Source organism: Bradyrhizobium sp. IC3195 (assembly GCF_020193585.1).
Lineage (GTDB): Bacteria > Pseudomonadota > Alphaproteobacteria > Rhizobiales > Xanthobacteraceae > Bradyrhizobium > Bradyrhizobium yuanmingense.
Window position 1 is genome coordinate 227,276 of sequence record NZ_JADYVG010000010.1, and the last position, 25,327, is coordinate 252,602.

Annotated in this window: 23 protein-coding genes and 1 pseudogene; 9 read left to right on the forward strand and 15 right to left on the reverse strand. The window is 65.5% G+C overall.

The window, feature by feature from the left end; translation table 11 throughout:
* Positions 1-50: 50 nt before the first annotated feature.
* The 12 genes from ilvD to pncA form a co-directional block, all read right to left on the reverse strand.
* Positions 51-1,901 carry a dihydroxy-acid dehydratase gene (gene ilvD / locus I6F09_RS20940; RefSeq protein ID WP_109143722.1) on the reverse strand — a complete coding sequence of 617 codons (1,851 nt, stop codon included), beginning with the start codon at positions 1,899-1,901 and terminating at the stop codon, positions 51-53.
* A gap of 250 nt (positions 1,902-2,151) precedes the next feature.
* On the reverse strand, positions 2,152-3,012 hold the full coding sequence (locus I6F09_RS20945) for an ABC transporter permease (protein ID WP_225188937.1): 861 nt from the start codon (positions 3,010-3,012) through the stop codon (positions 2,152-2,154).
* Positions 3,009-3,938 carry an ABC transporter permease gene (locus I6F09_RS20950; RefSeq protein ID WP_225188938.1) on the reverse strand — a complete coding sequence of 310 codons (930 nt, stop codon included), beginning with the start codon at positions 3,936-3,938 and terminating at the stop codon, positions 3,009-3,011. The genes I6F09_RS20945 and I6F09_RS20950 overlap by 4 nt, the downstream gene beginning before the upstream one ends.
* Positions 3,938-4,924, reverse strand: coding sequence for an ABC transporter ATP-binding protein (locus tag I6F09_RS20955; RefSeq protein ID WP_225188939.1), 987 nt, complete (start codon positions 4,922-4,924; stop codon positions 3,938-3,940). Before I6F09_RS20955 ends, I6F09_RS20950 begins: the two co-directional genes overlap by 1 nt.
* Positions 4,921-5,904, reverse strand: a complete 984-nt coding sequence (locus I6F09_RS20960; RefSeq protein ID WP_225188940.1) for an ABC transporter ATP-binding protein — start codon at positions 5,902-5,904, stop codon at positions 4,921-4,923. The genes I6F09_RS20955 and I6F09_RS20960 overlap by 4 nt, the downstream gene beginning before the upstream one ends.
* Positions 5,905-5,906: 2 nt before the next feature.
* On the reverse strand, positions 5,907-7,544 hold the full coding sequence (locus I6F09_RS20965; RefSeq protein ID WP_225188941.1) for an ABC transporter substrate-binding protein: 1,638 nt from the start codon (positions 7,542-7,544) through the stop codon (positions 5,907-5,909).
* Positions 7,545-7,574: 30 nt separating this feature from the next.
* Entirely contained in the window at positions 7,575-8,390 is an 816-nt protein-coding gene (locus I6F09_RS20970) for a sugar phosphate isomerase/epimerase family protein (protein ID WP_057029215.1), read from the reverse strand.
* Between the two features lie 456 nt (positions 8,391-8,846).
* Positions 8,847-10,136 (reverse strand): DUF1236 domain-containing protein, encoded by a 1,290-nt coding sequence (locus I6F09_RS20975; protein WP_225188942.1) that lies wholly within the window; start codon positions 10,134-10,136, stop codon positions 8,847-8,849.
* Between the two features lie 98 nt (positions 10,137-10,234).
* Positions 10,235-10,618: a GrlR family regulatory protein gene (locus I6F09_RS20980; protein WP_036012369.1), complete on the reverse strand. Its 384-nt coding sequence runs from the start codon at positions 10,616-10,618 to the stop codon at positions 10,235-10,237.
* Positions 10,619-10,649: 31 nt separating this feature from the next.
* Positions 10,650-12,683, reverse strand: coding sequence for an NAD(+) synthase (locus I6F09_RS20985; protein WP_225188943.1), 2,034 nt, complete (start codon positions 12,681-12,683; stop codon positions 10,650-10,652).
* A gap of 142 nt (positions 12,684-12,825) precedes the next feature.
* Positions 12,826-13,941 carry an alpha/beta fold hydrolase gene (locus I6F09_RS20990; RefSeq protein ID WP_225188944.1) on the reverse strand — a complete coding sequence of 372 codons (1,116 nt, stop codon included), beginning with the start codon at positions 13,939-13,941 and terminating at the stop codon, positions 12,826-12,828.
* A 16-nt stretch (positions 13,942-13,957) separates the two neighbouring features.
* Positions 13,958-14,584, reverse strand: a complete 627-nt coding sequence (pncA, locus tag I6F09_RS20995; RefSeq protein ID WP_225188945.1) for a bifunctional nicotinamidase/pyrazinamidase — start codon at positions 14,582-14,584, stop codon at positions 13,958-13,960.
* Positions 14,585-14,850: 266 nt separating this feature from the next.
* Between pncA and glk the strand changes: the two genes are divergently transcribed.
* Together glk and I6F09_RS21005 are read left to right on the forward strand one after the other, a co-directional pair.
* Positions 14,851-15,822, forward strand: coding sequence for a glucokinase (gene glk / locus I6F09_RS21000; protein WP_225188946.1), 972 nt, complete (start codon positions 14,851-14,853; stop codon positions 15,820-15,822).
* Between the two features lie 139 nt (positions 15,823-15,961).
* On the forward strand, positions 15,962-16,174 hold the full coding sequence (locus I6F09_RS21005; RefSeq protein ID WP_036039656.1) for a hypothetical protein: 213 nt from the start codon (positions 15,962-15,964) through the stop codon (positions 16,172-16,174).
* A gap of 33 nt (positions 16,175-16,207) precedes the next feature.
* Here I6F09_RS21005 and I6F09_RS21010 read toward each other — a convergent pair whose 3' ends face one another.
* Both I6F09_RS21010 and I6F09_RS21015 read right to left on the reverse strand, forming a co-directional pair.
* Positions 16,208-16,585, reverse strand: coding sequence for a response regulator (locus I6F09_RS21010; RefSeq protein WP_036012398.1), 378 nt, complete (start codon positions 16,583-16,585; stop codon positions 16,208-16,210).
* A 112-nt stretch (positions 16,586-16,697) separates the two neighbouring features.
* Positions 16,698-17,501: a Spy/CpxP family protein refolding chaperone gene (locus I6F09_RS21015; protein WP_036012400.1), complete on the reverse strand. Its 804-nt coding sequence runs from the start codon at positions 17,499-17,501 to the stop codon at positions 16,698-16,700.
* Positions 17,502-17,978: 477 nt separating this feature from the next.
* On the opposite strand from I6F09_RS21015, the gene I6F09_RS21020 reads away from it, so the two are divergent.
* The 6 genes from I6F09_RS21020 to I6F09_RS21045 all read left to right on the forward strand — a co-directional run bounded on the left by I6F09_RS21020 (position 17,979) and on the right by I6F09_RS21045 (position 24,116).
* Positions 17,979-19,319, forward strand: coding sequence for an extracellular solute-binding protein (locus tag I6F09_RS21020; protein ID WP_036012401.1), 1,341 nt, complete (start codon positions 17,979-17,981; stop codon positions 19,317-19,319).
* Positions 19,320-19,440: 121 nt separating this feature from the next.
* Entirely contained in the window at positions 19,441-20,379 is a 939-nt protein-coding gene (locus I6F09_RS21025; RefSeq protein WP_057029220.1) for a sugar ABC transporter permease, read from the forward strand.
* Positions 20,379-21,290 carry a carbohydrate ABC transporter permease gene (locus I6F09_RS21030; protein WP_036012407.1) on the forward strand — a complete coding sequence of 304 codons (912 nt, stop codon included), beginning with the start codon at positions 20,379-20,381 and terminating at the stop codon, positions 21,288-21,290. The genes I6F09_RS21025 and I6F09_RS21030 overlap by 1 nt, the downstream gene beginning before the upstream one ends.
* A gap of 20 nt (positions 21,291-21,310) precedes the next feature.
* Entirely contained in the window at positions 21,311-22,411 is a 1,101-nt protein-coding gene (gene ugpC, locus I6F09_RS21035; RefSeq protein WP_036028079.1) for a sn-glycerol-3-phosphate ABC transporter ATP-binding protein UgpC, read from the forward strand.
* 37 nt (positions 22,412-22,448) lie between these two features.
* Complete coding sequence (locus I6F09_RS21040) at positions 22,449-23,438, forward strand: hydroxyacid dehydrogenase (RefSeq protein ID WP_036028080.1); 990 nt, start codon at positions 22,449-22,451, stop codon at positions 23,436-23,438.
* 168 nt (positions 23,439-23,606) lie between these two features.
* On the forward strand, positions 23,607-24,116 hold the full coding sequence (locus I6F09_RS21045; protein ID WP_225154100.1) for a hypothetical protein: 510 nt from the start codon (positions 23,607-23,609) through the stop codon (positions 24,114-24,116).
* A 4-nt stretch (positions 24,117-24,120) separates the two neighbouring features.
* On the opposite strand, the gene I6F09_RS21050 is transcribed toward I6F09_RS21045, so the two are convergent.
* Positions 24,121-24,618 (reverse strand): DUF1993 domain-containing protein, encoded by a 498-nt coding sequence (locus tag I6F09_RS21050; RefSeq protein ID WP_225188949.1) that lies wholly within the window; start codon positions 24,616-24,618, stop codon positions 24,121-24,123.
* A gap of 303 nt (positions 24,619-24,921) precedes the next feature.
* Here I6F09_RS21050 and I6F09_RS21055 point away from each other — a divergent pair.
* Positions 24,922-25,327 (forward strand): annotated as a pseudogene (locus tag I6F09_RS21055) (DUF2147 domain-containing protein); the annotation flags it as partial.

Consider the following 25,327-nt stretch of genomic DNA (forward strand, 5'->3'; position numbering starts at 1 on the left):
CGCGAGGTGTTCCGAAGATCGCCGATCCAGCCCTGTGGCGCCGATGCCGCCTACTTCGGACGCCGCTTGACCTCGCGCACCGCGCCGCGCGCGGCGCTGGTGGTGAGCGCGGCGTAGGCCTGCAGCGCGGTGGAGACGTTGCGCTTGCGGCCTTGCGCCTGCCAGGCTGCATCGCCCTTCGCCTCCTCCGCCGCGCGGCGCTTCGCCAGTTCCTCATCGGAGACTTCGAGGCTGATGCTGCGGTTCGGGATATCGATGGCGATGATGTCGCCGGTCCGAACCAGGCCGATGTTGCCGCCCTCGGCGGCTTCCGGCGACAGGTGCCCGATCGACAGGCCGGAGGAGCCGCCCGAGAAGCGGCCGTCGGTGACGAGCGCACAGGCTTTGCCGAGGCCCATCGATTTCAGATAGCTGGTCGGATACAGCATCTCCTGCATGCCGGGGCCGCCGCGCGGGCCTTCATAGATGATGACCACGACCTCGCCGGCGACGACCTTGCCGCCCAAGATGCCTTCGACCGCCGCGTCCTGGCTTTCGAACACGCGCGCCGGGCCGGAGAATTTCAGGATCGAGGCATCGACACCGGCGGTCTTCACGATGCAGCCGTCCTGCGCGAGGTTGCCGTAGAGCACGGCGAGGCCGCCGTCCTTGCTGAAGGCATGCGCGAGATCGCGCACCACGCCCTTCTCGCGGTCGGCATCGAGCTCGTCGTAACGGCGCTCCTGGCTGAAGGCGACTTGCGTCGGGATGCCGCCGGGCGAGGCGCGGTAGAAGGTGCGCACCGTCTCGCTCTTGGTGCGCTTGATGTCCCAGCGCTCCAGCGCCTCGTTCATGGTCGGCGCGTGCACGGTCGTAACAGAGGTGTCGATCAGCCCGGCGCGATCGAGCTCGCCGAGGATGCCCATGATGCCGCCGGCGCGGTGCACGTCCTCGACATGCACGTCGGCGACGGAAGGCGCGACCTTGCAGAGCACGGGCACACGGCGCGAGAGCCGGTCGATGTCCTTCATGGTGAACGCGACCTGCCCCTCATGGGCGGCGGCCAAGAGATGCAGCACGGTGTTGGTCGAGCCGCCCATGGCGATGTCGAGCGTCATCGCGTTCTCGAACGCCTTGAAATTCGCGATGTTGCGCGGCAGCACGGATGCATCGTCCTGCTCGTAATAACGGCGGACCAGGTCGACGATGGTGTGGCCGGCCTCGACGAACAGGCGCTTGCGGTCGGCATGGGTCGCGACCACCGAACCGTTGCCGGGCAGCGCCAGGCCCAGCGCCTCGGTCAGGCAGTTCATGGAATTGGCGGTGAACATACCCGAGCAGGAGCCGCAGGTCGGGCACGCCGAGCGCTCGATCACCTTGACGTCCTCGTCGCTGACCTTGCTATCGGCCGCGGCGACCATGGCGTCGATGAGGTCGACCGCCTTGGTCTTGCCGGCCAGCTTGACCTTGCCGGCCTCCATCGGCCCGCCCGAGACGAACACGGCGGGGATGTTGAGCCTGAGCGCGGCCATCAGCATGCCGGGCGTGATCTTGTCGCAGTTGGAGATGCAAACGAGACCGTCGGCGCAATGCGCGTTGGCCATGTACTCGACGCTGTCGGCGATCAGCTCACGCGACGGCAGGCTGTAGAGCATGCCGTCATGGCCCATGGCGATGCCGTCATCGACGGCGATGGTATTGAACTCCTTGGCGACGCCGCCGGCCTGCTCGATCTCGCGTGCCACGAGCTGGCCGAGGTCCTTCAGATGGACGTGGCCGGGCACGAATTGGGTGAAGGAATTGACCACCGCGATGATCGGCTTGCCGAAATCGGCGTCTTTCATGCCGGTCGCGCGCCAGAGGCCGCGGGCACCCGCCATGTTGCGGCCGTGGGTGGTGGTGCGGGAGCGATAGGCTGGCATGGCGGTTTCCGTCCTCGGGTTTGGCGGCCTGAGCGGGAAAATATGGAGCCGCCTCAGGCCTTTCCGGCCGGATAGCGCACGGACCCGGCGGGCGCAACGGGAACTTGGGTCGGACAGGGCTCCCCTGCTCCCGGCGCGGGGGCACAAGCGGTCTCAGCCGTCATGCCCGGGCTTGTCCCGGGCATCCACGTTCTTGGTTCTGCGCGGCAAAGACGTGGATGGCCGGGACAAGCCCGGCCATGACGAGCATTTACTGCAGCGTCGGATCGAGCCGGTCGCGCAGCCAGTCGCCGATGACCGAGACGGCCAGCGTGGTGACCACGATGGTGGTCGCCGGCGCCAGCATGATCCAGGGGGCGCGGGTCAGATATTCGCGGCCGTAGCCGACCATGTTGCCGAGGCTGGTCATCGGCGGCTGCACGCCAAGGCCGAGGAAGGACAGGCCCGACTCCATCAGGATCACCTCGGGGAACACAAGCGTGGTCGAGACGATCAAGGTCGAGGCGATGTTGGGCAGGATGTGCCGGAGATAGACCCGGGACGGCGTTGCCCCTAGCTGGCGGACGGCGGCGGCGTAGCCCTGCGCATTGGCGGAAATGGCAAGGCCCCGGGCGATGCGGGCAAAGCGCTCCCAGCCGAACAGGCCCATCAGGCCGACCAAGAGCGGCAACGAGTTGCCGAAGAAGGCGAGCACGGCCAGCGCCATGATCAGGAACGGCATGCTGGCCTGGAAATCGGACAGCATCAGGACGAGCTGCTCGACGGCCCCGCGGAAATGCGCGGCGAGGAAGCCCAGCATGGTACCGACCACGGCCGAGATCGCGGTGGCGCCGAACGCGATCAGCAGCGAGATGCGGATGGAAACGAGCAGCCGGGACAGCACGTCCCGGCCGAGCTCGTCGGTGCCGAGCCAGTGCGCGGCATTGCCGGGCGCAGCGAGCCGGTTGCGCAGGTCGAGCTGGGTGAAGCCGTAAGGCGCGATCTTCTCGGCGAAAGCCGCGATCAGCAGCATCGCGACGATCCAGGTGACCGCCAGCGCGACCGAGAGCGAAATGGCCGGCAGGCTGAAGCGGCGGCGGACAGACGCATCCTTCAGCGTCGCGTCGGTCATGCATGCGCTCCCTTGCTGCGCAGGCGCGGGTCGAGGAAGCCGTAGAGGAAGTCGACGACCAAATTGGACGTCACCATGGTCATCGCAACCAGCAGCAGGATGCATTGCACGACCGCGAGATCGCGATTGGCAACCGCGACGACAAGCAGCCGCCCTACTCCCGGCCAGGCGAACACGCTCTCGACCACGACGGCCCCCGCGATCAGCGTGCCCACCATGAAGCCGAGGATGGTCACGGTCGGGATCGCTGCATTCGGCAGCGCGTGCGAGGTCACCACCTTGCGCCACGGCACGCCCTTTGCGGAGGCGGTGCGGATATAGGGCTGGCCCAGCACCTCCAGCATGGCGCTGCGGGTGAAGCGCGCCAGCACCGCCGCGCCGCCGAGGCTGAGCGTGACAATCGGCAGGATGGCGTGGCGCCAGCTGTCCTGCCCGCCCGAAGGGAGCCAGCCGAGCTGCACGGCGAAGACGAGCACCAGGAGAAGCGCCAGCACGAAGCTCGGGACGGTGAAGCCGGCGACCGCCGTCATCATCACGGCGCGGTCGATTCCCGAGCCGCGATGCAGCGCGGCGTAGATCCCTGCGGGAACGCCGAGCGCGACCTTGAAGAAGAACGCCGGCAGGGTCAGCGCCAGCGTCGCCGGGATGCGTTCCAGCACCAGCTCGATCGCGGGCCGGCCGTCGCGCATGGAGCGGCCGAGCTCGCCCTTGGCGATGGCGCCGAAATAATCGAAATATTGGGCCCAGATCGGATCATCGAGGCCCCACGCCTTGCGGAATGCCGCGAGCACCTCCGGCGGCGCCTCCGGTCCCAGGATCATGAGCGCGGGATCGCCTGACAGCCGCAAGACGACGAAGGCGAAGGTGACGACGAGCACGATCGTGAGCGCGGCGCGTCCGATCCGAATGGCGAAATAGCGTCCCATCAGGCGGCGTCCCGTGTCGCAGCGCCGGTGACGAGATGGCAGGCGACCTGCCTGTCGCCGCCGACGGCGGACAGCGCCGGCACCTCGCGCGCGCAGCGCGCGATGGCGCGCGGACAGCGCGGATGGAAGGCGCAGCCCGCGGGGCGCGCGGCCGGGTTCGGCGGATCGCCCGCCAGCACGATGCGGCCGGCACTGCGGCGGCCCGGCGCCGGCGAGGCCGAGACCAGCGCCTGGGTGTAGGGATGCTCGGGCCGCGCGAACAGATCGTCGGCGCTGCCGATCTCGACGATGCGGCCGAGATACATCACCGCGACGACGTTGCTGATCTGCCGGACGACGCGCAAATCGTGGCTGATGAACAGCAGCGTCAGCGACAGCTGCGCCTGCAGATCGCAGAGCAGGTTCACCACCTGCGCCTGGATCGAGACGTCGAGCGCGCTGACCGGCTCGTCGCAGACCAGGAAATCCGGCTTGGTGGCCAGCGCCCGCGCCAGCACGATGCGCTGACGCTGCCCGCCGGAGAGTGCGCCGGGATAGCGTGCGCCATGCGCCGGCGTGAGCTCGACGGCGCGCAGCAGCTCGCGGACGCGCTCCTCGCGCGCGGCGGGCGTACCGAGGCCGTGAATATCGAGCGGCTCGCGGATCTGCGTTGCAACCGGCAGGCGGCGGTCGAGCGCGCCGAGCGGATCCTGGAAGATCATCTGCATCCGTGCGCGCTGCGCGCGCCACGCCGTCGTTGCAAGCGCCGCCATCGGCTTGCCATCGAACCGCACCGCGCCGCGATCAGGCGGCTCGAGGCCGAGCACGATGCGGCCCGTGGTGGATTTGCCCGAGCCGGATTCGCCGACGAGACCGAGCGTCTGGCCCCTTGGAATCGTCAGCGACGCGCCGTCGACGGCATGGACGGCCGCAGCTCGCCCGAACATTCCGGAGCGCATCGCATAGGTGCGCGAGATCGCGGAGACCTCGACCAGCGGCGGACTCATTCGGCGGCAATCCCGAGCAGCGCGCGGCGCGAGGCCTCGGCACGGACGCAGGCGACGCTGCGGTCATCGGCGATCGGCGCGAGGGGCGGCGCCGCAAGGCCGCATGCTTCCGCCACCAGCCCGCAGCGCGGCGCGAAGGCGCAGCCGCCGGGCATGTGCGCGGGATCAGGCACCGTGCCGGGGATAGCGGTGAGGCGCCGCCGCGGACCATCGAGCGGCGGCAGCGCGCCGATCAACCCTTGCGCATAGGGATGAACGGGATCGGCAAACAGCTGGTTGCTCGGGGCCTGCTCGACGATGCGGCCGGCATACATCACCGCGACGCGGTCGCAATTCTCCGCGACGACGCCGAGATCGTGGCTGATCAGCACCATGGCCATGCCGAGCTCGCGGCGGACCGTGGAGAGCAGCTCCAGGATCTGCGCCTGAATGGTGGCATCGAGCGCAGTGGTCGGCTCGTCCGCGATGAGGAGATCGGGATTGCCGGCCAGTGCCATCGCAATCATGATGCGCTGGACCTGGCCGCCTGAGAATTCGTGCGGATAGGCCTCGAGCCGGCGGCCTGCGTCGGGAATGCCGACGAGATCGAGCAGCCGCCGCGCTTCCGCCTTCACGGCGCTGCCTTGAAGATCGCGATGCAGCGCCAGTGCTTCGCAGAGCTGCTTGCGGATGGTCAGCACCGGATTGAGTGCGCTCGCCGGATCCTGGAAGATCATAGCGATGCGCCCGCCCCTGACCTGGTCGAGCTCGGTGGCCGGCGCGCCGAGAATCTCGCGCCCGTCGAGCCGCACCGAGCCAGAGACTTGCGCATGGCGCGGCAGCAGCCCCAGCGCGGCGAGCCACGTCACCGATTTGCCGGAGCCGGACTCGCCGACGAGGCCGACGGCCTCGCCCTTCTGCAAGGCAATATCGACGCCGCGCAGGACCGGCACGCCATTGAAGGCGACGCGCAGATCCTCGATGCTGACCAGCGGCTTCACCTTCAGACCTCGAAATTGCCGGCGCGGAAATCCATCGCGAAGGCGGGCGCTGCCTTCCACTTGATCGATTTCGGCTTGGCCGTGAAGGTCGCGTTCTGGTGCAGCACCGTGAAGGCGGGATCTTCGCGCTCGGCGATCTCGAGCATGCGGCGGAACGCCTTCTTGCGCGCGGCGCGGTCGGTCGACGTTTCCAGGAACTCCGAGAGCTTGTTCAGCTCGACATTGGTCCATTCGCCGATCTGCTGTTGCTGGCCGTTCGGCCCGTGCTGGGCGACCAGCGACGACACCGGATCGTTGAACGCGGCCGAGTTCGACCAGTCGCGCACCGCGCGGGTTGGGCTACGCTCCATGATCTGCGACCAGTTCTCCTTGGTCTCGATCTGCACGTTGAGGCCGACCGACTTCCACATCTCGACCAGGATCTGCGCGGTCGCGACCTGGTTGGTGTAGTAATTGTTGAGCAGGCGGTACGGGATCGGATCGCCCTTGTAATTGGCCTGCTTGAGCAGATCCTGCGCGAGCTTGGGATCATAGGCCGGCACGTTCCAATCGGCGTTGAACATGTCGCCGTAGAACTCCCATTGCAGACCCTTCGGCACGCGGGTGCGGCCGGACCACAGGCTGTCGACGATCGCCTGGCGATCGATCGCATGGGTGAAGGCGCGCCGCACCAGCGGATTGGCGAGCACGGCGTGGTTTTTGTCGAACACGGTCAGGCGGTGATTTTGAATCGTGCCGCCCTGCACTTCGAACGCGGAATTCTTCTCGATGCCGGCGATCTGGTCCGGCGGGATGTCGCAGGCGAACTGATATTCGCCCGAGAGCAGGCCGTTGATGCGGCTGGCGACCTCAGGCACTTCGAGGAAGCGGATGCGCTTCAGCGGCGGCCGGCCGCCCCAATATTCGTCGTGGGCCTCCAGCGTCAGCGAGACGTCGGGCTTGAGCTCGACGACCTTGTAGGGGCCGGTCGTCACCGGCTTGCGGGCCCAGTCGAGATAGCTCGCTGCCTCTTCCCAGGCGCGGCGGTTCATGATGTCGGAGCCGTAGCGCGACAGCCGCCCCTCGATCGTGACGTCGGGCGTCGCGTTGTAGAAGCGCACCGTGTACTTGTCGACGGCATCGACGCGTACCAGGTCCGGCCAGATGCGGCGGGCGACCGCGGGAACGTCCGGCGGCAGCTCCTTGCCCGGGCGCGGCGTCGGGATCTTCTCGAACGCCTTGATGGTGGAGCGGTTCTTGGCCTCGGTCTCGCCAAACATGCGTTCACGGCTGAAGGTGAAGACGACGTCTTCCGCCGTGAGCTCGTCACCATTGTGGAACTTGACGCCCTGACGCAGCTTCACCTCGACGGTCTGGTCGTCGATGCGGCGCCATTCGGTGGCAAGGCCCGGCACAGCTTCGAGCTTGCCGCGCCAGTTCTTCGAGATCAGGCCTTCCCAGATCGAGGAGAAGAACACGCGCTCGCCGACATTGGACTGCTCACGCAGCACGTCGAGCACGTTCGCATTCGTGACCTTCTGCACGGCGACCGTCACCGACGGACGGTTGTCGGCTTGCGCGATGGCAAAGCGCGGCAGCAGCAAGGTGCTTGCGGCAGCGCCGCCGGATGTCAGGATGGTGCGACGGGTGAGCTTGCTCATGAGGATAACCCCTGCCCTGTGTGATGTCGGTTATTCGGCAAGACCGAGCGCGGCGAGATGCGCCGCGCCCTTGCGGACGTCGTCGTGATTGCGGAGTTCGAGGATCAGCCGCGGATTCGACGTGAGCCGTCCCAGCGCGCGGAATACGGCGACCCAGGGAATATTGCCCTCGCCCGGCGCCCAGTGCCGGTCGGCAAAGCCGTCGGTGTCCTGCAGGTGCACATGCGTCAGCATGTCGCCGGCGGTCTCGACGTAATAGTCGACCGGCGGCGCGCCGGTGGAGATGTGCGCGTAATTGGCGTGCCCGGTGTCGAGCGAAACGCGGACCTTGCTGCTTTCCAGCGCCTTGGCGAGGCGCACGCGGTCGCGCGGATCCTTGTCCTCGATGTTCTCGATGACGATCTCGCAGCCGATCGTCTCGGCACGCGCAATCACCTCGGCGAGCGTCGCCTTGACGCGCTCGACGATATTGGCGCGGTTGTCGGGATAGAGATCGAGATTGTTATGGTCCCAGGTCGTGAACGGCGAATGGATCACCATCTGCGTCGCGCCGAGGAACTCGGCGGCCTCGAGGCCCTGCAGCAGGCGCTTGGTCACCGCCTGGCGGATCATCGGATCGTGGCTGTCGATCTTGAAGCCCCAGAACGGACCATGGATGCCGAGCCGGCCGGTGTGACCGGTGAGCATCTGCTTGATCTCGCCTGCGGTTGCGCGCCAGTCGCTATCGAGCAGATCGGCGCGGAAGAAGTCCTGGATTTCAAGATCGCGCTGCTTTTCGAGAAGCCAGTCACGATGCGCGGGGATCGATTTGATGGACAATGCGGCGCCCAGCACCGGCTTCGACATGGCATGCTCCTTCGTCGTCAGCGATGACGGGGAGCAGCGCTAGACCAGTTCAATGACAAGCCGGTGAAATGCGTCTTCCGCAGCGTGGACGAGATGTGGACATCCTGCCCGCGCGTGCTGCGCTTCAGGCAAAAGCGATCGCGGCGAGCGATGCCGAATGGGCACATGGCAAGCGCTATCGTGTCCGTAGTGATCCGGAATGGAATCCTAGCCGTCCTTCGCGTACATCGCGGGACATCGATCGGCGGCCACTTCCACGGGCATCACCCTCTGATCGCGCTACATGGGGTTGGGGGACCACATGGGGCGGGGGATTGAAGGCTGGGGCAAGGTGACGAGGTCCGGACTCCTAGGCACTCCGGACCTCGAAACTTTTTAGATTGAACGCAGCAACGCGCCGTCCGGTGGGGCATCCGGGCGGCGCGTTGTCGTTTCAGAGCCTCGTTGTTTCGGCGCCTAGCGCGTCTGCGGCTCCAGCGTCACCGTGCAATCGCCCTGCCCTTGCGTCGCGACCACGATGTTGCCGGCGGGAGCGCCGAGGGCGATCGGCGCGGACGCGCCGCCGCCGGGCATCTGGACGATCACGCTCAGGGACTCGGTGCGCGCGGTCGAACCCACGGTGGTCGGCTCCGCCTGGGCGACGTTGCCGGAGGCATCACGTCGCATGATCTGGCAGTTCACCATGTTGGTTCCGCCGGCTGCCGCCATGCTCGACGACGTGCCGCCGCCCATCTGTGCACGGGCGCGCGACGGATCGCGCGGCACCTGGCTGACGATGCGATGCGTGCGCGGCTCCACGATGACGATGTCGTCAGCGGTGGCAAAATATTCGTAGTCGCGATATGCAGGCTCGATCGAGACGATCTCGGGCGGCAGCCTATGGAGACGCACGCGCGAGGGAATCGTTTCGCCAACCCGGATAGAGATGTTCAGATTGCGCTCCGGCTGCGCCAGGCGTGCGCGGCTCACCGTTTCGGAGATCCGCACCTGCCTCTCGGTCGTCACCTGGGCCTGCTGGTTGACCTGCGTGTTGGTCTGCGTGGTCTGATTAGCCTGGTTGGTCTGCGTGCCCGTGGAGCCGGGCGCGGTCTGTGCGTTGTTGGTCGGAGCCGGGCGGCTGGTATCCGTCGCAGTGGCCGGCTGGTTGCTCTGTTGCGCCGGCGGCTGCTGCTCGGCGGCACTGCGCGGCGGCTGGGCCTGGTTGCGCTCGTTCTGGTTGGCTGTAGCTCCCGCGCGCTCGTTCTGCTGGCCAGCCGGGCCAGTCGCCGGGCCAGTCTTGGATCTCTCGGATTCGGCGGTTGATTTCTGCGGCGCAGCCTTGTCCTGCGCAGCCTTGTCCTGCTTGGTTTCCGCACCGCTCTTGCCCGCATCGCGTCCGGGCTTGGCGCTCTCGGCCTCCCGGTTGCGATCGCGCGAAGGCTCGCGAGATTCTTGTGCCTGGTCCCTGGCCTTCGGTTGATTGCGCTCCGAGGCCGTTGCCGGCTGACGCTTGTCGTCACTGGCCTCGCTCTTGGCAGCGCCGCCTCGATCCTCGCGGCCTGCGCCCTGGAGCCGCTCCTGGGCGCCTTGCGCGCGCTCTTGAACGCGTTCTTGAGCCGCACCACCGCGCTGCGGAGCCGCGCCCTTGGCCGGCTCCTCGGTCCGTTTCGGCTCGTCCCTGCGCTCACCGGGCGCCTGGGCATAGGCAAGGCCGGATGCGAGCATGAGCCCGACGGCCGCAGTCGATAACAACAAATGTTGACGCATGGTCCCTCTCCTCGACAATTCGCAACAACAAACGCGAACGTTCTGTTCGTGCGAAGGTTCCTGAGCAGGAACGCGGTCGGGGAAGTGAGCCAATCAAGTCACATCGCATCCTTCAGCGTCAGCCGCGCCGTGAACGTCACGCTGGTCTTGCCGACCAGCGCCATGCCTTCGACTTCTGCACCGCCGGGGAAATAGTCGCCGGAAAAGCCGCAGGTGACCTCCCTGCCGCCGAATGCGAGCGTCCTGCCGACCGCCTCGGTGTGCTGATTGACGATCATGTCGCCCCGCCACTTGCCGTTCCGGAAGGTGTAGCTGCCGGTGTAGTAGAAGTAGCTGTCGCCGCCCATGATGCGGCCGTCGCTGAGCACGACCACGCCCCTGGCCTGCCCACGCTTGCCGTCCCGCATTTCGATGTCGAAGATGTAGAGGCCGTTGACAACCCTGGCCTCCTCACCCGCTTCCGCCTCATCGCCAGCCGACATCCGATCATCCCCCACGATCCGCTTGCCCCGATCAGTTCGGCACGTTCCGCTCGAGATCCTCGAGCCATGCCGCTGCACTCGAATCCGACGGTGCGCGCCAATCGCCGCGCGGCGACAGCGAGCCGCCGGCCGAGACCTTCGGCCCGTTCGGCATGGCCGAGCGCTTGAACTGGCTGAAGGCGAAGAAGCGGCGCAGGAACACCTCGAGCCAGCGGCGGATCTCCGGCAGATCATAGGCCCTGCGCCGGTCGCTCGGGAAGGCCGGCGGCCATTCGCCGTTGGCAACGTCCTTCCATGCCTGAAGCGCCATGAAGGCGATCTTGGACGGCCGCATGCCGAAGCGCAGCGTGTAGAACAGGTTGAAGTCCTGCAGTTCGTAAGGCCCGACGGACGCTTCCGTGCTCTGCGGCTTCTGGCCGGCCTCGACGGGCACGAGTTCCGGCGAGATCTCGGCCACAAGGATCGAGCCGAGCGTCCGGTTGACGTCGTCGCTGAACTGCTTGGAGGAGATCACCCAGCGGATCAGATGCTGGATCAGCGTCTTCGGCACGCCGGCGTTGACGTTATAATGCGCCATCTGGTCGCCGACACCATAGGTGCACCAGCCGAGCGCGAGCTCGGAGAGATCGCCGGTTCCGATCACGATGCCGCCGTGATGGTTGGCGAGCCGAAACAAATAATCCGTGCGCAGGCCGGCCTGCACGTTCTCGAAGGTGACGTCGTAGACCTTCTCGCCCTTGCCGAAGGGATGGCCGATATCCTTCAGCATCTGCGTCGCCGTGGTGCGGATGTCGAGCTCCTGCCAGCTAGTCTGCAACGCCTTCATCAGCGCGAGCGCGTTGGTCTTGCTCTCGCTGCCGGTGGCAAAGCCCGGCATGGTGTAGGCCAGGATGTTCTCGCGCGGCAGGCCGAGCAGGTCGACCGCCTTGGCGGCGACGATCAGGGCGTGGGTGGAATCGAGGCCGCCCGACACGCCGATCACCACGCGCTTGGTACCGGTGGCGCGCATGCGCTGCACCAGCCCGGCGACCTGGATGTTGTAGGCCTCGTAGCAGTCCTGCTCGAGCAGGCTCTCATCGCTCGGCACGAATGGAAAGCGCTCGACCTTGCGCAGGAAGCCGATATCGGCGGCCGGCGGCTTCAGGGCAAATGTCACCTTGCGGAAAAACGCCTCGCGCTGCCGCCGGTTGTCGTCGAACGTTCCCATCAGCGCGCGCTCCTGCCGGAGCAGGTCGAGGTCGACGTCAGCCAGCGTGATCTGGCCGCCCTGGCGGAACCGCTCACCCTCGGCCAGCAGCACGCCGTTCTCGTAGATCGAGGTCTGACCGTCCCAAGCGAGATCGGTGGTGGATTCTCCGGCCCCGGCCGCGGAATAAACGTAAGCCGCGAGGCAGCGCGCCGAGGTCGATTGGCACAGCAACGCGCGCGAGCGCGCCCGGCCGATCGTGATCGGGCTGCCCGAGAGGTTGATCAGCACGCTCGCGCCCGCAAGCGCGAGCTCCGAGGCCGGCGTCACCGGGATCCACATGTCCTCGCAGATCTCGACGCCAATGGTGAGGCCCGGAACGTCCTCGGCCGCGAACAGGAGATCAACGCCGAACGGCGCATGCAGGCCGCCAAAGGCGATGGTCTCACCGGCGATGCCGGCGCCGGAGGCGAAATGCCGTCCCTCGTAGAACTCGCGATAGGTCGGCAAGTAAGATTTCGGCACGACGCCGAGGACGTTGCCGCGATGAATGACGACGGCGCAGTTGTAGATGCGATTGCCGAAGCGCAGCGGCGCCCCGACGATCAGGACCGTCATCAGCCCCGCCGAGGCCGCAACGACGCTTGCAAGCCCGCGCTCGACCGCATCAAGCAGCGGATCCTGCTTTACCAGGTCCTCGATCGCATAACCGGACAGGCACAGCTCGGGAAACACCGCGACCGCGACCGACTGCTCATGGCAGGCATTGGCCGCCGCCAACACGGCCTTCACGTTGGCGCTGGGATCGGCGACGTGGGAGGTGGTCACGCAGGCTGCCACGCGCGCAAATCCGTGGGCGTAAATCGAGTGGAAAGTCATCGAGCGCAGTACCCTCAAATCTCTCGCCGGCGGCCACCGCCGTCAGCTCCGGTCATATTTAGCCCATCGATCTGGCCCCGTGCAGGCCATCCGCCGTCATGCATAACGGATTTGCGCCCCATCCGGTCCAGCGCCGGCGAGGTCAGGCGCTGCGGGCCAGCACGCCGGGCAGATCGCCGCGCAGCCACCCGGCGATCCGGGGCCAGGCATGCGCATGGGTGCGCGCGCCCATGAACAGGCCGAGGTGGTTGCTGGGCTCGGATGCCGCTGCAACGAAGGCAGGTGGCGTACCGACGAGCCCCGCGGTGGCCAGCGCTTGCGTCGCTGGCACTACATCGTCGTCGAGGCCGGCGAGCAGGAAGATCGGCGCCTTGACGTCCTTCAGATCGATCGGGTGCCCGAGCGCGACGAAACGGCCCTCGGCGATGCGGTTCTCCCGGAAGATCGCGTTGACGATCTCGAGATAATAAGTGCCCGGCAGGTTGAGCGTCTCGGTGTTCCAGCGGTCGAACCGCGCCAGCAGCTCGGAGCCCTGCTCGTCCGAGAGATCCCGCTGCAATGCCGTCCTGATATCGTCGTTGTCAGGGGTTTTGGACCAGAAGCGCAGCATCTCCTCGCCGCTGACATTACCGCCGCCGCGCGCGACGAGCTGGTCATAGACCAGCTCGGGCGCGTTGCGGGCGAGCCGGGCCAGCGAGGACTCGATCGACAGGTCCACGGGAGCACCGACCAGAACCAGCCGCCGCACCTTGCCTGGAAAGCGCGCGGCATAGAGCAGCGACAGCCACCCGCCCTGGCACAGCCCGACGAGATCGACCGGCGCGCCGATCTCGTCGATGGCGACGTTGAGGTCGCCGAGATAGCTGTCGATCGAGAGATAGCGCATGTCCGGCGTCGCTGACCGCCAGTCGGTGAGATAGATCCGGTCGATGCCGCCGTTTTGCAGCGACTGCACCACGCTGTGGCCTGGGGCGAAATCGGCGATCAGGGCCCGGTGCAGCGCATAGGGCGCGCAGACCAGCGCCGGCTGGCCGGACCGGGTCTGCGAGCAATCGCGCAAGTCCATCGTCGGGAGCTCCAACGCAACGCGGCTCGGCGTCGTCCAAGGCAGGCTGCTGTCATCCTGTTGCTCGGGTGCCCGCTCCAGCGACCAGAAGCAGGCATCCATGGCGAGCTGCGCTGCCGCAAACGGCCAGAGCCGTGGATCATCATGAGCCTGGGCTGACCTGCGTGGCGGTTTGGAGGTCTTGTCCACCATGGCTACCTCGACATCCTCACAGAAACGCCTCGAGGCTCACGACGGCAATGCCGAGGTCCCGAAAACTCCGATGGGTCGCCGCGACCGAGCCGTCGAGATCGATGCCGCGACAGGCATCCTCGATGACGGCAACCTCCAACCCTGCCTTCCGCGCATCTTCCGCCGAGAAGCGGACGCAGAAGTCCAGCGCCAGACCTGCGACAAAGACGGTCTTCAGCTCGCGTTCGCGCAAATAACCAAGCAATCCGGTCGGTGTCCGATGGTCGTTCTCGAACAACGCCGAATAGGAATCGATGCCGCGGCGAAAGCCCTTGCGCACCAGGAGGCTTGCCCGTGTCACGTGGAGATCGCGATGAAATTCCGCGCCGGCCGTGCCTTGCACGCAATGCGTCGGCCACAGCACCTGCCGGCCATAGTCGAGCTCGATGGTCTCGAACGGCTGCTTGCCGGCATGGTTCGGCGCGAACGAGACGTGGTCGCTCGGATGCCAGTCCTGGGTCAGCACCAGATTGGCGAATTTTTGGGCGATCCTGTTGATGGCGGGTACGACCTTCTCGCCCCCTGGTACCGCCAGCGCCCCGCCGGTGCAGAAGTCGTTCTGCACGTCGATCACCAGCAACACGTCGCGGTCGGAAATCTTCATCGCCGTCCCATTTCGATCTGCCGGGCGCGACGGCGCCGGGCGACCACCTCAGTGTCGGCCTTCCCGCGCGGCTTCGCAACCACTGGCACGCGCGGCAGCTGCGCGAATTGGTCACCCTGGCCGCCACGATGCAACGGTTTGACCTCGTCCGTGTTGACTAGGCGCACCCAAGGGCAGATTCTCGCACCGCCCGCGCCAGGCGGATCGGGTCGAAGCAGCGGAGGACAGGGCTGCCAGGGCCTGAAGGTCGTGGCGGCGATGAGGCCATGAATATCGGCAAGACCGGAAAAATTCTTCTCGCCGATATCGGCGGCACCAATGCGCGCTTCGCGCTGAGCCCGAGCGGTCAGACCGGACCGATCGACTATGTCAAGGTCGCCGACTTCCCGACCGTGCGCGAAGCCATCGCGGACGTTTTGGCGCGCCGGTCCAACGGCGAGCAGCCCCATCGCGCGGTGCTGGCCGTGGCGGGTCCCGTCACCAACAATCGCTGCGTCATGACCAACAGTCCCTGGGTCATCGACGGCAACGAGCTGCAGTCCGCGCTCGGCTTCGACAGCGTCCATGTGCTGAACGATTTCGAGGTGGTGGCCTGGTCCCTGCCTGCCTTGGAGCCTTCAGACCTGGTCCCACTCGGCGGCGGCGACGGCCTGGCCGGCGAGCCGTTGCTGGTCGTGGGGCCTGGAACCGGATTTGGTGTGTCCTGCCTGGTCGACCGCCATGGTTCGCGCCTGGCCGTCGTTACCGAGGCTGGACATGCGACCCTGCCGGCGGAGAACGAGCGCGAGGAGCGCGTGATCGCCTGCTTGCGGCAGCGCCTCGGCCATGTCTCGATCGAGCGCGGTGCCCTCTCGGGCTCGGGGCTGCAAAACCTGTATGAAGCGTTGGCTGAGATCGACGGAGTCCAGGTGCCGCATCGCGATGCCGCCGGGATCACCAAGGCGGCCCTGGAGAACAGCTGTCCGGTCAGCCGCGCGACGCTCGAAATGTTTTGCGCCATCCTCGGCTCGGTCGCCGGCAATCTCGCGGTGACCTTCGGCGCCCGCGGCGGCGTCTATGTCGCCGGCGGAATCGTGCCGCGCTTCCGCGAGTTCCTCGCCGCCTCCGCTTTCCGGGCGCGCTTCGAAGCCAAGGGACGGTTCCAGGATTATCTGCGCAACATCCCGACCAGGCTCGTGATCAAACCCGATGCGAGCTTCCTCGGCCTGACGACGTTTGCCGAGCACAATTCCGGCTGAGTAGCGGTCTCAGGCGGCGAGTTCCCGTCATGCACAGCTGATTTGCGGCGCACCTGCGGTTCCACGCAGGTTCTGCTTGCCTGTGTGTTCCCGATGAGAAACAATCTACCCGTGTGTGGCGTAGTTGCGGGGGCGTGACATGCGTAAGCAGGATTCGGGTTTCGACTATCACCGCTATCACCGCCTGTTGCGCGAAGCGGACAGCGAAGACAAGCGGCTGGCGCTCATCGAGCTCCTGATCGAGGAAAAGGCCCGCGACCAGCTGGCTGCCCAGCGCGCTTCGGATCGCGCGGCCATGACGGCTCACACCATTGCCAGGGTGCTGAGGAATGGCCGCAACCCTGCCGGTTGAGTTCTTCCCGCCAGGCGGCAAAAGCGCGATCGGTCAGCTCGGGATAGTGGCTGACGGCTCCGGAAACATCGAATCGATCATCGCCTTGAGCTGATCCATCGCGATCGGCTTGCGCAGGATCGGCCTACGACGGAGCAAGGACGGCAGCAGTTCCGGACCGTAGCCTGTGGCGAACAGAAACGGTTTTCCGCGACGTTCGATCAAATCGGCGACGGGGTCGACATAGACGCCCATCAGATTGATGTCGAGGATGGCCAGATCGTACTGCGCAGTCATGGCAAAGGCGCTGGCGTCGCGCACATTGTCTGCCTCCGCAACGACGTGGTGGCCGAGTTCCTCCACCATGTCGGCGATCATCATCCGGATCAACGCCTCGTCTTCGACCAAGAAAACGGAGAGTCCGTCCGCCATATCAACCCCGCAATCAGCCGTGCGAAGCTAAGCATAACCGAATTGCGCTGTAGATACACGAATTCGTGGCGGGCGCCGTTAATTCACACGCGCCCGAACCGATTCAACTTGATCAATCCAGTCCGCGCTCGTGGCTGAGGCGCACCATTGCCTGGATGAACACCTGCTTCTGCTTGTCGTCGAGGCTGGAAAAGAGCGGCTCGGCGGCATCGGCGACGTTGCGCTGATCGCCGGCGCGATCGATCAGGAACTGGGCCTCGTTGCGCATCTGCTCGATGATGTCGTCGGGCGGATCGCGCTTGGCGCGCGCAATCCGCAGGTTGAGCCGCTCTGCGCCATTATGCCCAAGGTAGTGCATCGCGCTTGAGAAGCCGTACCAGTGCTTCTCCTGATCCGGCGTGAGGTTCAGCTCGCTCTTGATCCGCTCGATGTAGGAATCGCTGTTCGCGACGATCTGCTCGGCAGTCAGCTGCGGCGCACCGGGCTGGGTCAGAACCGTGACTTCCTTGTTGTCTTTACCCTTGTTGTCCTGCGGCGCGTTCTTCGCCTCCTTGGTCGCCTTGGCGCTCTTGCCCTTGGCGCTCTTGGCATCCTTGTCCTTGGCCCCGCCCTGCTGCTTGGAATCCTTCGCCGCGTCCTTGCCGGCCTCCCGGGGCGGCGGCGCCTGATTGCTGGTGTTGGTGTTGCCGACACCGAGCACGCCGGTGAAGACGCCGACCACGCCGCCGATGGCGCCACCGAGCACACCACCGACCGGACCTGCCGCCTTGTTGCCGGCCGCGGCGCCTTCCTGAACGCCCTTGACCAGACCTTGAGCATTCGCCACCGCGCCGGCCCCGAGCAACAGCGCGAGCATAGACCCCAGCGCCAGGCATCGCCGCAGATGAAGCCGCGCTGGTGCCGCCGGTTTGATCATTCTCGTCTCCATCATCGATCTGGCCTGTCAGCGAGGATCAGCCGCCAGGCGCAACTCTATCTTTTCCGCCACTTCGAGGTCCAGACGCGGCCGATTGCTGTCCACGCCCGAAAGGTCTTTCACGCGAAGCGGTTATCGAGCCTCTTGCGAAACTGAGGCGCAATTGCGCACGGCAGCGTTCGAGGCCGTTTGGCGCGAAGTGTGCGTCGCAAAAAAAACACCGTGCGCTGCGCCTGCGGCCCTATCGCCTTGCCAGACGTTGCGACCTTTCCGGGCACAACATGAGTTTTGGACGCGGAGCCGTTCGGCTTTCTCGACAGACGCGATCAATCATGATCTGATCGCGCTACCAATTTGCTGCGACAGGCGTGAATTGCCCACGCGGGCCGACGGCACCAACAAGAAAATCGACAACAAGAACTCAAGAAAGAAGTCTCAGAGGAAACTCCAACAACAACACCCAAGCGAGGAAACGAGATGTCACGCAAGACACTGACGCGACGTCAATTTGTGGCTGCCACTGCAATGTCCTCCGCGGCGCTGATCTCGGCGCCCTATGTCCGGGGCGCTTACGCCGCCGGCAAGCTCTCGATCGGCTTCTGGGACCATTGGGTGCCGGGCGCCAACAAGGCCTCGACCGAGCTCGTCAACGAATGGGCGGCGAAGGAGAAGGTCGAGATTTCCATCGACTACATCACAAGCCAGGGCAAGAAGATCGAGCTCACCATCGCGGCCGAGGCGGCGGCGAAGTCAGGTCACGATGTCCTGGCGATGCCGACATGGTGGCCGCACGCCCATGCCGAACTGCTCGAGCCGGTCAATGACATCATGGAGCCGATCATCAAGCAGAACGGCGACGTGAACGGCACCGTCAAATATCTGGGACGGGCCGGCAACAAATGGCTTGCGGTGCCCGCAACAATCGGAAGCCAGATCAAGGGGCCCTGCTCCCGCATCGATCTCCTGAAGAAGTTCGCCAATATCGATATCCAGGAAATATATCCGGCCGGCAGCCAGCCCAAGGCCGACAACTGGAACATGGAGACATTCCTGAAGGCGGCCGAGGCCTGCCAAAAAGGCGGCGTGCCCTTCGGCATCGGCCTGGGCGAGACCACCGACAGCACCGACACTGCCGGCGCCATCTTCCAGTCGTTCGGCGCTGAGCTGGTCAATGCCAAGGGCGATCTCACGGTGAAGACGGACGCGGTTCGCCAGGCGCTCGAATTCTACAAGAAGCTTATCGCGGTCCTGCCGCCCGACGTCGCCGCCTGGGATGACGCCTCCAACAATAAGTGGCTGATCTCCGGCAAAGGCGCGCTGATCATGAATCCTCCGAGCGCGTGGGCGGTCGCCAAGCGCGACGCGCCGCAGGTCGCCGAGCAGTGCTGGACCCACGGCATGCCGTCCGGTCCGAAAGGCCGTTATGCGCCCTACCTGCCTTATTTCTGGGGGACCTGGAGCTTCTCCAAGAACAAGGAAGCGGCGAAGAGCCTGCTCACGCATCTGTCGCAGCCGTCATCGATCGAGAAGTTCGTGGCCGCGAGCGGCGGTTACGACCTGCCGGCCTACGCGAACATGACGACACTGAAGACCTGGCAGGAGGAAGGGCCGCCGAAGGGCACCCTCTATCACTACCCCAATCCCCACAATCACCAGACGCTGTCGATTGCGGCCTCTCCTGCTCCGCCCAAGATCGCCCAGCAGATCTATGCGCAGGCCACGCTGACCAAGATGTGCCTCCGCTACGCGCAGGGCGAGAAGATGGAGGCGACGCTCGCTTGGGCGGAGGGTGAGTGCGAAGGCTTCATGCGAAGCTGAGACAGAGACCGGCGGCTCACGCTGGACGTGAGCCGCCCGGTCTGGCTGCCGCCACAAGCTTCAATTTCTGAAGCCGGTTCCGCCGGCTTCCGTGCGAACGATCCTGCGAGGAAGATGCATCATGGCTGATGCCGTAGTTCGGCAACCCGGCGTCGCCCGGCCTGCGAGCGCCCACAAACGTGCAAGCCTGCACAACGCCCTCAGGCGGAAATCGACCGTGGCGTTCCTGATGACGCTGCCGCTGATCCTGCTGATCACGCTGCTCGTGGTCTATCCGGCCTTCTATTCGCTGCATCTGGCAACGCTGAACAAGTCGATGCAGAAGTTTGTAGGCTTCGGCAATTTCGAGTTCCTGTTCAGGCGCGACACATTCTGGCTGGTGGTCAAGCAATCCTGCATCTTCGCCATCACGGCCGTGGTCTTCAAGGCCCTGATCGGATTCGTCGTCGCGCATTTCGTTCACAACATTCCGGCCAAGGGCCAGCGCAAATGGCGCGGCATGCTGCTCGTGCCCTGGGTGATCCCGCCCGCGATGAGCACGCTTGCCTGGCTCTGGCTGTTCGACCCGTCCTACAGCGCCTTCAATTACACACTTGCATTCTTCGGTATCGGGCCCATCCCGTGGACCGGCGACGCCGCCTGGGCGCGTTTCGCCGTGATCCTGGTCAACGTCTGGTATGGCGCGCCCTTCTTCATGATCATGTATCTGGCCGCCCTAAAATCGGTGCCCGATCAGCTCTACGAGGCCGCCGCCATCGACGGCGCCAATTGGTGGCAACGCATCTGGTATGTGACGCTGCCGATGATGCGCAACATCATCGCGATCACCACGCTGTTCTCCCTCATCGTCACCTTCGCCAATTTCGACATCGTGCGCATCCTGACCGCGGGAGGCCCGCTGGATCACACCCATATCTTTGCGACATGGGCGTTCCGGGTCGGCATCGAGGGCAGCGACATTCCGCTCGGCGCCAGCGTCTCGCTGTTCATGGTGCCGATCCTGGCGGTCGCCGCAATCTTCATCCTTCGCGACGTCAACAAACGCGGGAACGAAGCCTGATGAGCACCATGACAATCGACAAGGCCGGACCGCGCCGCAACGTCAAATACGGCAGCATGAGCCGCGACCGCGCCTGGGCGCTGCGCTGGTCCTACTTCTTCCTGGTGCTGTTTGCGATCTTCTCGCTGACGCCGCCACTCTACATGCTGATCACCTCGCTGAAGAGCAGCGCCGAGATTTCGGCGGCGACCAACCCTTGGTGGGTGTTCCATCCGACGCTGGACAACTATGCCGAGCTGCTGACGTCCAACCAGTTCCTGCGCTTCTTCTGGAATTCGGCGTGGGTCTCGATCATCGTGGTGACTCTCACCATGCTGATCAGCGTGCCGGCCGCGTTCGCGCTGGCACGCATGAAGTTCTGGGGCTCGGCGACACTCGCCACTGGCGTGTTCCTCACCTACCTCGTCCCCGACAGCCTGCTGTTCATTCCGCTATTCAAGATGTTCGCGCTGATCGGCGACTGGACGGGAGTCCAGCTGATCAACAGATGGTACGTGCTGCTCTTCATCTATCCGACGCTGACGGTCCCGTTCTGCACCTGGATCATGATCGGCTACTTCGCCTCGATCCCCAAAGAGCTCGACGAGGCCGCCATCATCGATGGAGCGTCCTGGTTTCAGACACTGACGCGGATCTTCATTCCGGTCGCGCTGCCCGGGCTGATCGCCGCGACCATCTTCGCCTTCACCGTATCCTGGGCGCAATTCCTCTATCCACTCGTGTTCACGACCTCAACGGACCAGCTCGTTCTGCCGGTCGGCATCATCACCACGCTGATCAAGGGCGACGTCTTCAATTGGGGACAGATCATGACCGGCGCGCTGCTCGGAGCCGCGCCGCCGCTCATCATCTACGCCTTCCTGATGGACTACTACATTGCCGGCCTTACCGCCGGTGCGACAAAGGGTTGAAAGCGGAGGGTTGAACTGAAATGGCCGACGTTTCCTTGCGTAAGGTGGTGAAGCGTTACGACGATGTCGAAGCCGTGCGCGGCATCGACCTGGACATCGCCGACCATGAGTTCATTGTGCTGGTCGGCCCCTCCGGCTGCGGCAAGTCGACCACGCTGCGCATGATCGCAGGCCTCGAGGACATCAGCGACGGCGACATCATGATCGGCGGCGATATCGTGAACGACGTGCCGCCGAAGGACCGCGACATCGCCATGGTGTTCCAGAACTACGCGCTCTACCCGCATATGACGGTCGCGGAGAACATGTCGTTCGGGCTGCGGCTGAAGCACTATCCCAAGGCCGAGATCAAGGCGCGGGTGACCGAAGCCGCCCGCCTCCTCGACATCACCGATCTGATCGACCGCAAGCCGAAGCAGCTCTCCGGCGGCCAGCGCCAGCGCGTCGCCATGGGCCGGGCCATCGTGCGCAATCCCAAGGTCTTCCTGTTCGACGAGCCGCTGTCCAATCTCGACGCGAAGCTCCGCGTGCAGATGCGGATCGAGATCAAGAAGGTGCACCAGAAGGTGCGCACCACGACCGTCTACGTCACCCACGACCAGGTCGAGGCGATGACGCTGGCCGACCGTGTCGTTGTCATGAACAAGGGCAAGATCGAGCAGATCGGCACGCCGAACGAGCTCTACCACAAGCCGGCGACGCGCTTCGTTGCCGGCTTCATCGGCTCGCCCGCGATGAACTTCATCCCGTGCCGGCTCGAGGACGTCGGCGGCACGCTTCAGATCCGCCTCACCGATCGTCTTGCCTTTCCGCTGCCGCCGGCCCGCGCCGCGCGCTACAACGCGCTGCCACGCACCGACAAGCTGCTGCTCGGCCTCCGTCCCGAGCATCTCACCGAGTGGCATGCGCATCTGGCGCCCGGCGTCGAGACTTTCGACACCGTGCTCGACGTCACCGAACCGATGGGGATGGAGACGCTGGTCTATTTCGGGCTCGAGGGCACGCCGGTCTGCGGCCGCGTCGATCCCAATGCCGGCGCCAAGGACGGGGCACCCATGCGCCTGGCGATGGACCTCAACAACATGCACCTGCTAAATGAGGAGACCGGCGTCGTGTTGTGACGCCGCGATCCAAGAAAAGCGAGCAGGTAGGGGAGCGATGGCGACCAACAAGAAGAAGATTTTCGTTACGCAGACTTTGTCGCAAGGGGCTCGCGCCCTCCTCACCCAGCGGGACGATATCGAGCTCGTCGAGTTTCCGAACCTGATCTCGGCGAAGGATTTCGAGGCCTTGTTGAAGAGCCATGCGCCGGTCCATGGCGTGGCGCTGGGCGCCACCGCCTTCGGCGAGACCGAGCTCGAGGCCGCGCGTGACATGAAGGTGGTAACCCGCATCGGCGTCGGCTACGACGCCGTCGACGTGCCCGCCCTCTCCCGCCGCAAGGTGCCGCTGATGGTCGCCGGCAGCGCCAATTCGCCCTCGGTTGCGGAGGCGGCGCTGTTCATGATGCTGACGCTGGCCAAGCGCGCGCAGGAGCTGCATTCCTGCGTCAAGGAGGGCACCTGGGCTGACCGGCTCGGCATGCTGCCGTTCGACCTCTACGGCAAGACCGTGCTGATCATCGGCTTCGGCCGCATCGGCAGCCGCACAGCGAAGCGCTGCCTGGCGTTCGAGATGAAGGTGCAGGTCTACGATCCCTACAAGGACGCCGCCGACATCAAGGCGGCCGGATGCGAGCCGGTCACCGACCTCGATGCCGCGCTGCCTCACGCCGACTTCGTCACCATCCACTGCCCGAAGACGCCGGAGACCGTCGGCCTGTTCGATGCCGACAGGATCGGCCGCATGAAGGATAGATCCTACCTCATCAATACCGCGCGCGGCGGCATCGTGAAGGAAGCGGCGCTCTATGACGCACTGACGTCCGGAAAGCTCGCCGGCGCCGGCATCGACGTGTTCGAGGTGGAGCCGCCGCCGGTCAGCAACGCGCTGTTCGCGCTACCCAACGTCATCATGGCCCCGCACGTCGCCGGCGTCACGGTCGAGGCGGTGAGCCGCATGAGCGAGCAGACCGCGCGCAATATTTTGAGCGTGCTGGACGGCGATCCCATCAGGCAGAACGTCATCAACCAGGACGTGCTGGGCTGAGATTATGGAAGGTCAGCGGCTCACCCCGCCGCCTTCGGAACGCCAGAAAGCGTCCCATTTTGGTGCAGATCGGGCCCCAACTCAGCCTTAATCAAACGCGCGTAATGGGCTTGAAACGCGGCGGCGGTGGGACAGACTGGCCGGCGCGGCGAGCTGGAGGATGGACCCTTGTCAGAGATCGACCCGACCGACCACGCGCTGGCGACCATCGCCAGCATCCTGGAGCACCCCGAGCCCGTTCTCGTCATTCGCCAGACCGAGACCGAAATCGTGGTCGCCGGAGAGCGTGAGCACATCGCGTCGGACGAACCGCCGATCGTGGACGAGCATCCGGTGATCGACGAGCATCCGGTGATCGACGAGCATCCCGTGGTCGAGGAGCAGCCGCTGGCGCCGGAGCACACCGATGCCGATGGCTACAGCAAGGTTGGTCCCGGACCCATGGTCGCGATCCGTCTGAAATGGACGGTCCATCGCGGCGATGACGGCCAGTACTACGTCCACGAGACCATCGGCGAGCAATCCGCGCCCGTGGTCAGCGGTCCCATGACGAGCGAGGCCGCGGTGCGCTTCGTCGACACCCAACAAGATGAGGCGAACAGGCGCTTCGAGCTGCTGCGCAGCGAAATCGCCGGCCGCAGCTCGCTCGCCGACTACGAGCGCAAGGGCGAAGCGTAAGACCTCACTTCCTGCCGAGATAATCCTTCTTCACCAGCTCGACGCCGGCGTGGCGGAGCAGGTCGTAGGCGGTGGTGACGTGAAAGAAGAATTGCGGGACGCTGAACGTCAGCAGCAGCGTCCGGCCGGTGAAGGGCAGCTCGGTGCCGTTCTTCAATTTGAAGAAGACACTCCGTTCCGCCGCCGCATCGATCTCCGCGCGCGGCAGGCTCTCGATGAACTCGATGGACGTTGCGATGCGCGCCTGCAGCCCGGCCATGTCATGCTCCAGCGCCGGCAGCGTCACCGGCTCGCACTGCGCCAGCAGGGCCGGCGCGACCGTGGCATGGCGGCAGGCCTCGCCGACCTGCTGGGCGAGGTCATACATGTTCGGCGCAAGGCGCATGCCGAGCAAAATCGCCGGATCAAACTTCCGGGCCTCGGCATAAGCGACGCCCTTGTCGAGCAGCACGGACAGATTGCGCAGAGAAGGCGCGAACAGGCCGACCGAGACCTCGTAGATCGAGATCGTCACTTCAAGGATTCCCTTCGATTTCTGCCTTCCGAAATGTTGTCCGCTTTTCGGTCGACCAGTGGCTGCACATTGCCATGGAAGACGGCGCCTGCAAGAAGATCTACCCGGCCTGGTGGATAAGGCCGTGTCCTTCCGTCGCTTTGCCTCGCCAAACTTTGGACCGGCTCCGGGCCTATTGAACCCGGAACCGCCGGGAGACGACTCACAGCAACGACAGTGATCTAGATCACTTTTTGCAAGCGAGCCGGCGCGTAAGCGTCGGTGCGGGGACCACCTTTTCAGGAGACGGAAATGAGGAAGCTGTTGGCCACGGCCGCATTCCTTTTGGCGAGCACTGCCGCGCAGGCGCAGTACACGTTTGAATATGGCGGGCGCACCATCCGCATCGATCCGGACCGCGGCACGGTGCAGATCCCCGGCGTCTACGACAACACAGGCCAGAATAAGCCCAAGAAGGCCAAGAAGAACGAGACGGCCCCGCAGCAGGCCACGGTCGACCCGCAGGCGCCGGCTGCTCCGGCCCCCGCTCCTGCTGCGCCGCCCGCAGCCGTGCAAGCGCCCGCGGCCGTACAAGCGCCCGCGGCCGCCGTCGCGCCGCCTCCTGCGCCGCCGGCTCCGCCGACGGCCGCGACCGCGGCCAATACGCCGGCCCAAACGGCCGTTGCGCCGCCGCCTGCACCACCTCCGGCCCCTGCGC

Bases quoted from the DNA above. Each gene is read 5' to 3' on its own strand.
- ilvD (WP_109143722.1), bottom strand. From the start codon at position 1,901: ATGCCAGCCTATCGCTCCCGCACCACCACCCACGGCCGCAACATGGCG.
- I6F09_RS20945 (WP_225188937.1), bottom strand. From the start codon at position 3,012: ATGACCGACGCGACGCTGAAGGATGCGTCTGTCCGCCGCCGCTTCAGC.
- I6F09_RS20950 (WP_225188938.1), bottom strand. From the start codon at position 3,938: ATGGGACGCTATTTCGCCATTCGGATCGGACGCGCCGCGCTCACGATC.
- I6F09_RS20955 (WP_225188939.1), bottom strand. From the start codon at position 4,924: ATGAGTCCGCCGCTGGTCGAGGTCTCCGCGATCTCGCGCACCTATGCG.
- I6F09_RS20965 (WP_225188941.1), bottom strand. From the start codon at position 7,544: ATGAGCAAGCTCACCCGTCGCACCATCCTGACATCCGGCGGCGCTGCC.
- I6F09_RS20970 (WP_057029215.1), bottom strand. From the start codon at position 8,390: ATGTCGAAGCCGGTGCTGGGCGCCGCATTGTCCATCAAATCGATCCCC.
- I6F09_RS20975 (WP_225188942.1), bottom strand. From the start codon at position 10,136: ATGCGTCAACATTTGTTGTTATCGACTGCGGCCGTCGGGCTCATGCTC.
- I6F09_RS20980 (WP_036012369.1), bottom strand. From the start codon at position 10,618: ATGTCGGCTGGCGATGAGGCGGAAGCGGGTGAGGAGGCCAGGGTTGTC.
- I6F09_RS20985 (WP_225188943.1), bottom strand. From the start codon at position 12,683: ATGACTTTCCACTCGATTTACGCCCACGGATTTGCGCGCGTGGCAGCC.
- I6F09_RS20990 (WP_225188944.1), bottom strand. From the start codon at position 13,941: ATGGTGGACAAGACCTCCAAACCGCCACGCAGGTCAGCCCAGGCTCAT.
- pncA (WP_225188945.1), bottom strand. From the start codon at position 14,584: ATGAAGATTTCCGACCGCGACGTGTTGCTGGTGATCGACGTGCAGAAC.
- glk (WP_225188946.1), top strand. From the start codon at position 14,851: ATGAATATCGGCAAGACCGGAAAAATTCTTCTCGCCGATATCGGCGGC.
- I6F09_RS21005 (WP_036039656.1), top strand. From the start codon at position 15,962: ATGCGTAAGCAGGATTCGGGTTTCGACTATCACCGCTATCACCGCCTG.
- I6F09_RS21010 (WP_036012398.1), bottom strand. From the start codon at position 16,585: ATGGCGGACGGACTCTCCGTTTTCTTGGTCGAAGACGAGGCGTTGATC.
- I6F09_RS21015 (WP_036012400.1), bottom strand. From the start codon at position 17,501: ATGATCAAACCGGCGGCACCAGCGCGGCTTCATCTGCGGCGATGCCTG.
- I6F09_RS21020 (WP_036012401.1), top strand. From the start codon at position 17,979: ATGTCACGCAAGACACTGACGCGACGTCAATTTGTGGCTGCCACTGCA.
- I6F09_RS21025 (WP_057029220.1), top strand. From the start codon at position 19,441: ATGGCTGATGCCGTAGTTCGGCAACCCGGCGTCGCCCGGCCTGCGAGC.
- I6F09_RS21030 (WP_036012407.1), top strand. From the start codon at position 20,379: ATGAGCACCATGACAATCGACAAGGCCGGACCGCGCCGCAACGTCAAA.
- ugpC (WP_036028079.1), top strand. From the start codon at position 21,311: ATGGCCGACGTTTCCTTGCGTAAGGTGGTGAAGCGTTACGACGATGTC.
- I6F09_RS21040 (WP_036028080.1), top strand. From the start codon at position 22,449: ATGGCGACCAACAAGAAGAAGATTTTCGTTACGCAGACTTTGTCGCAA.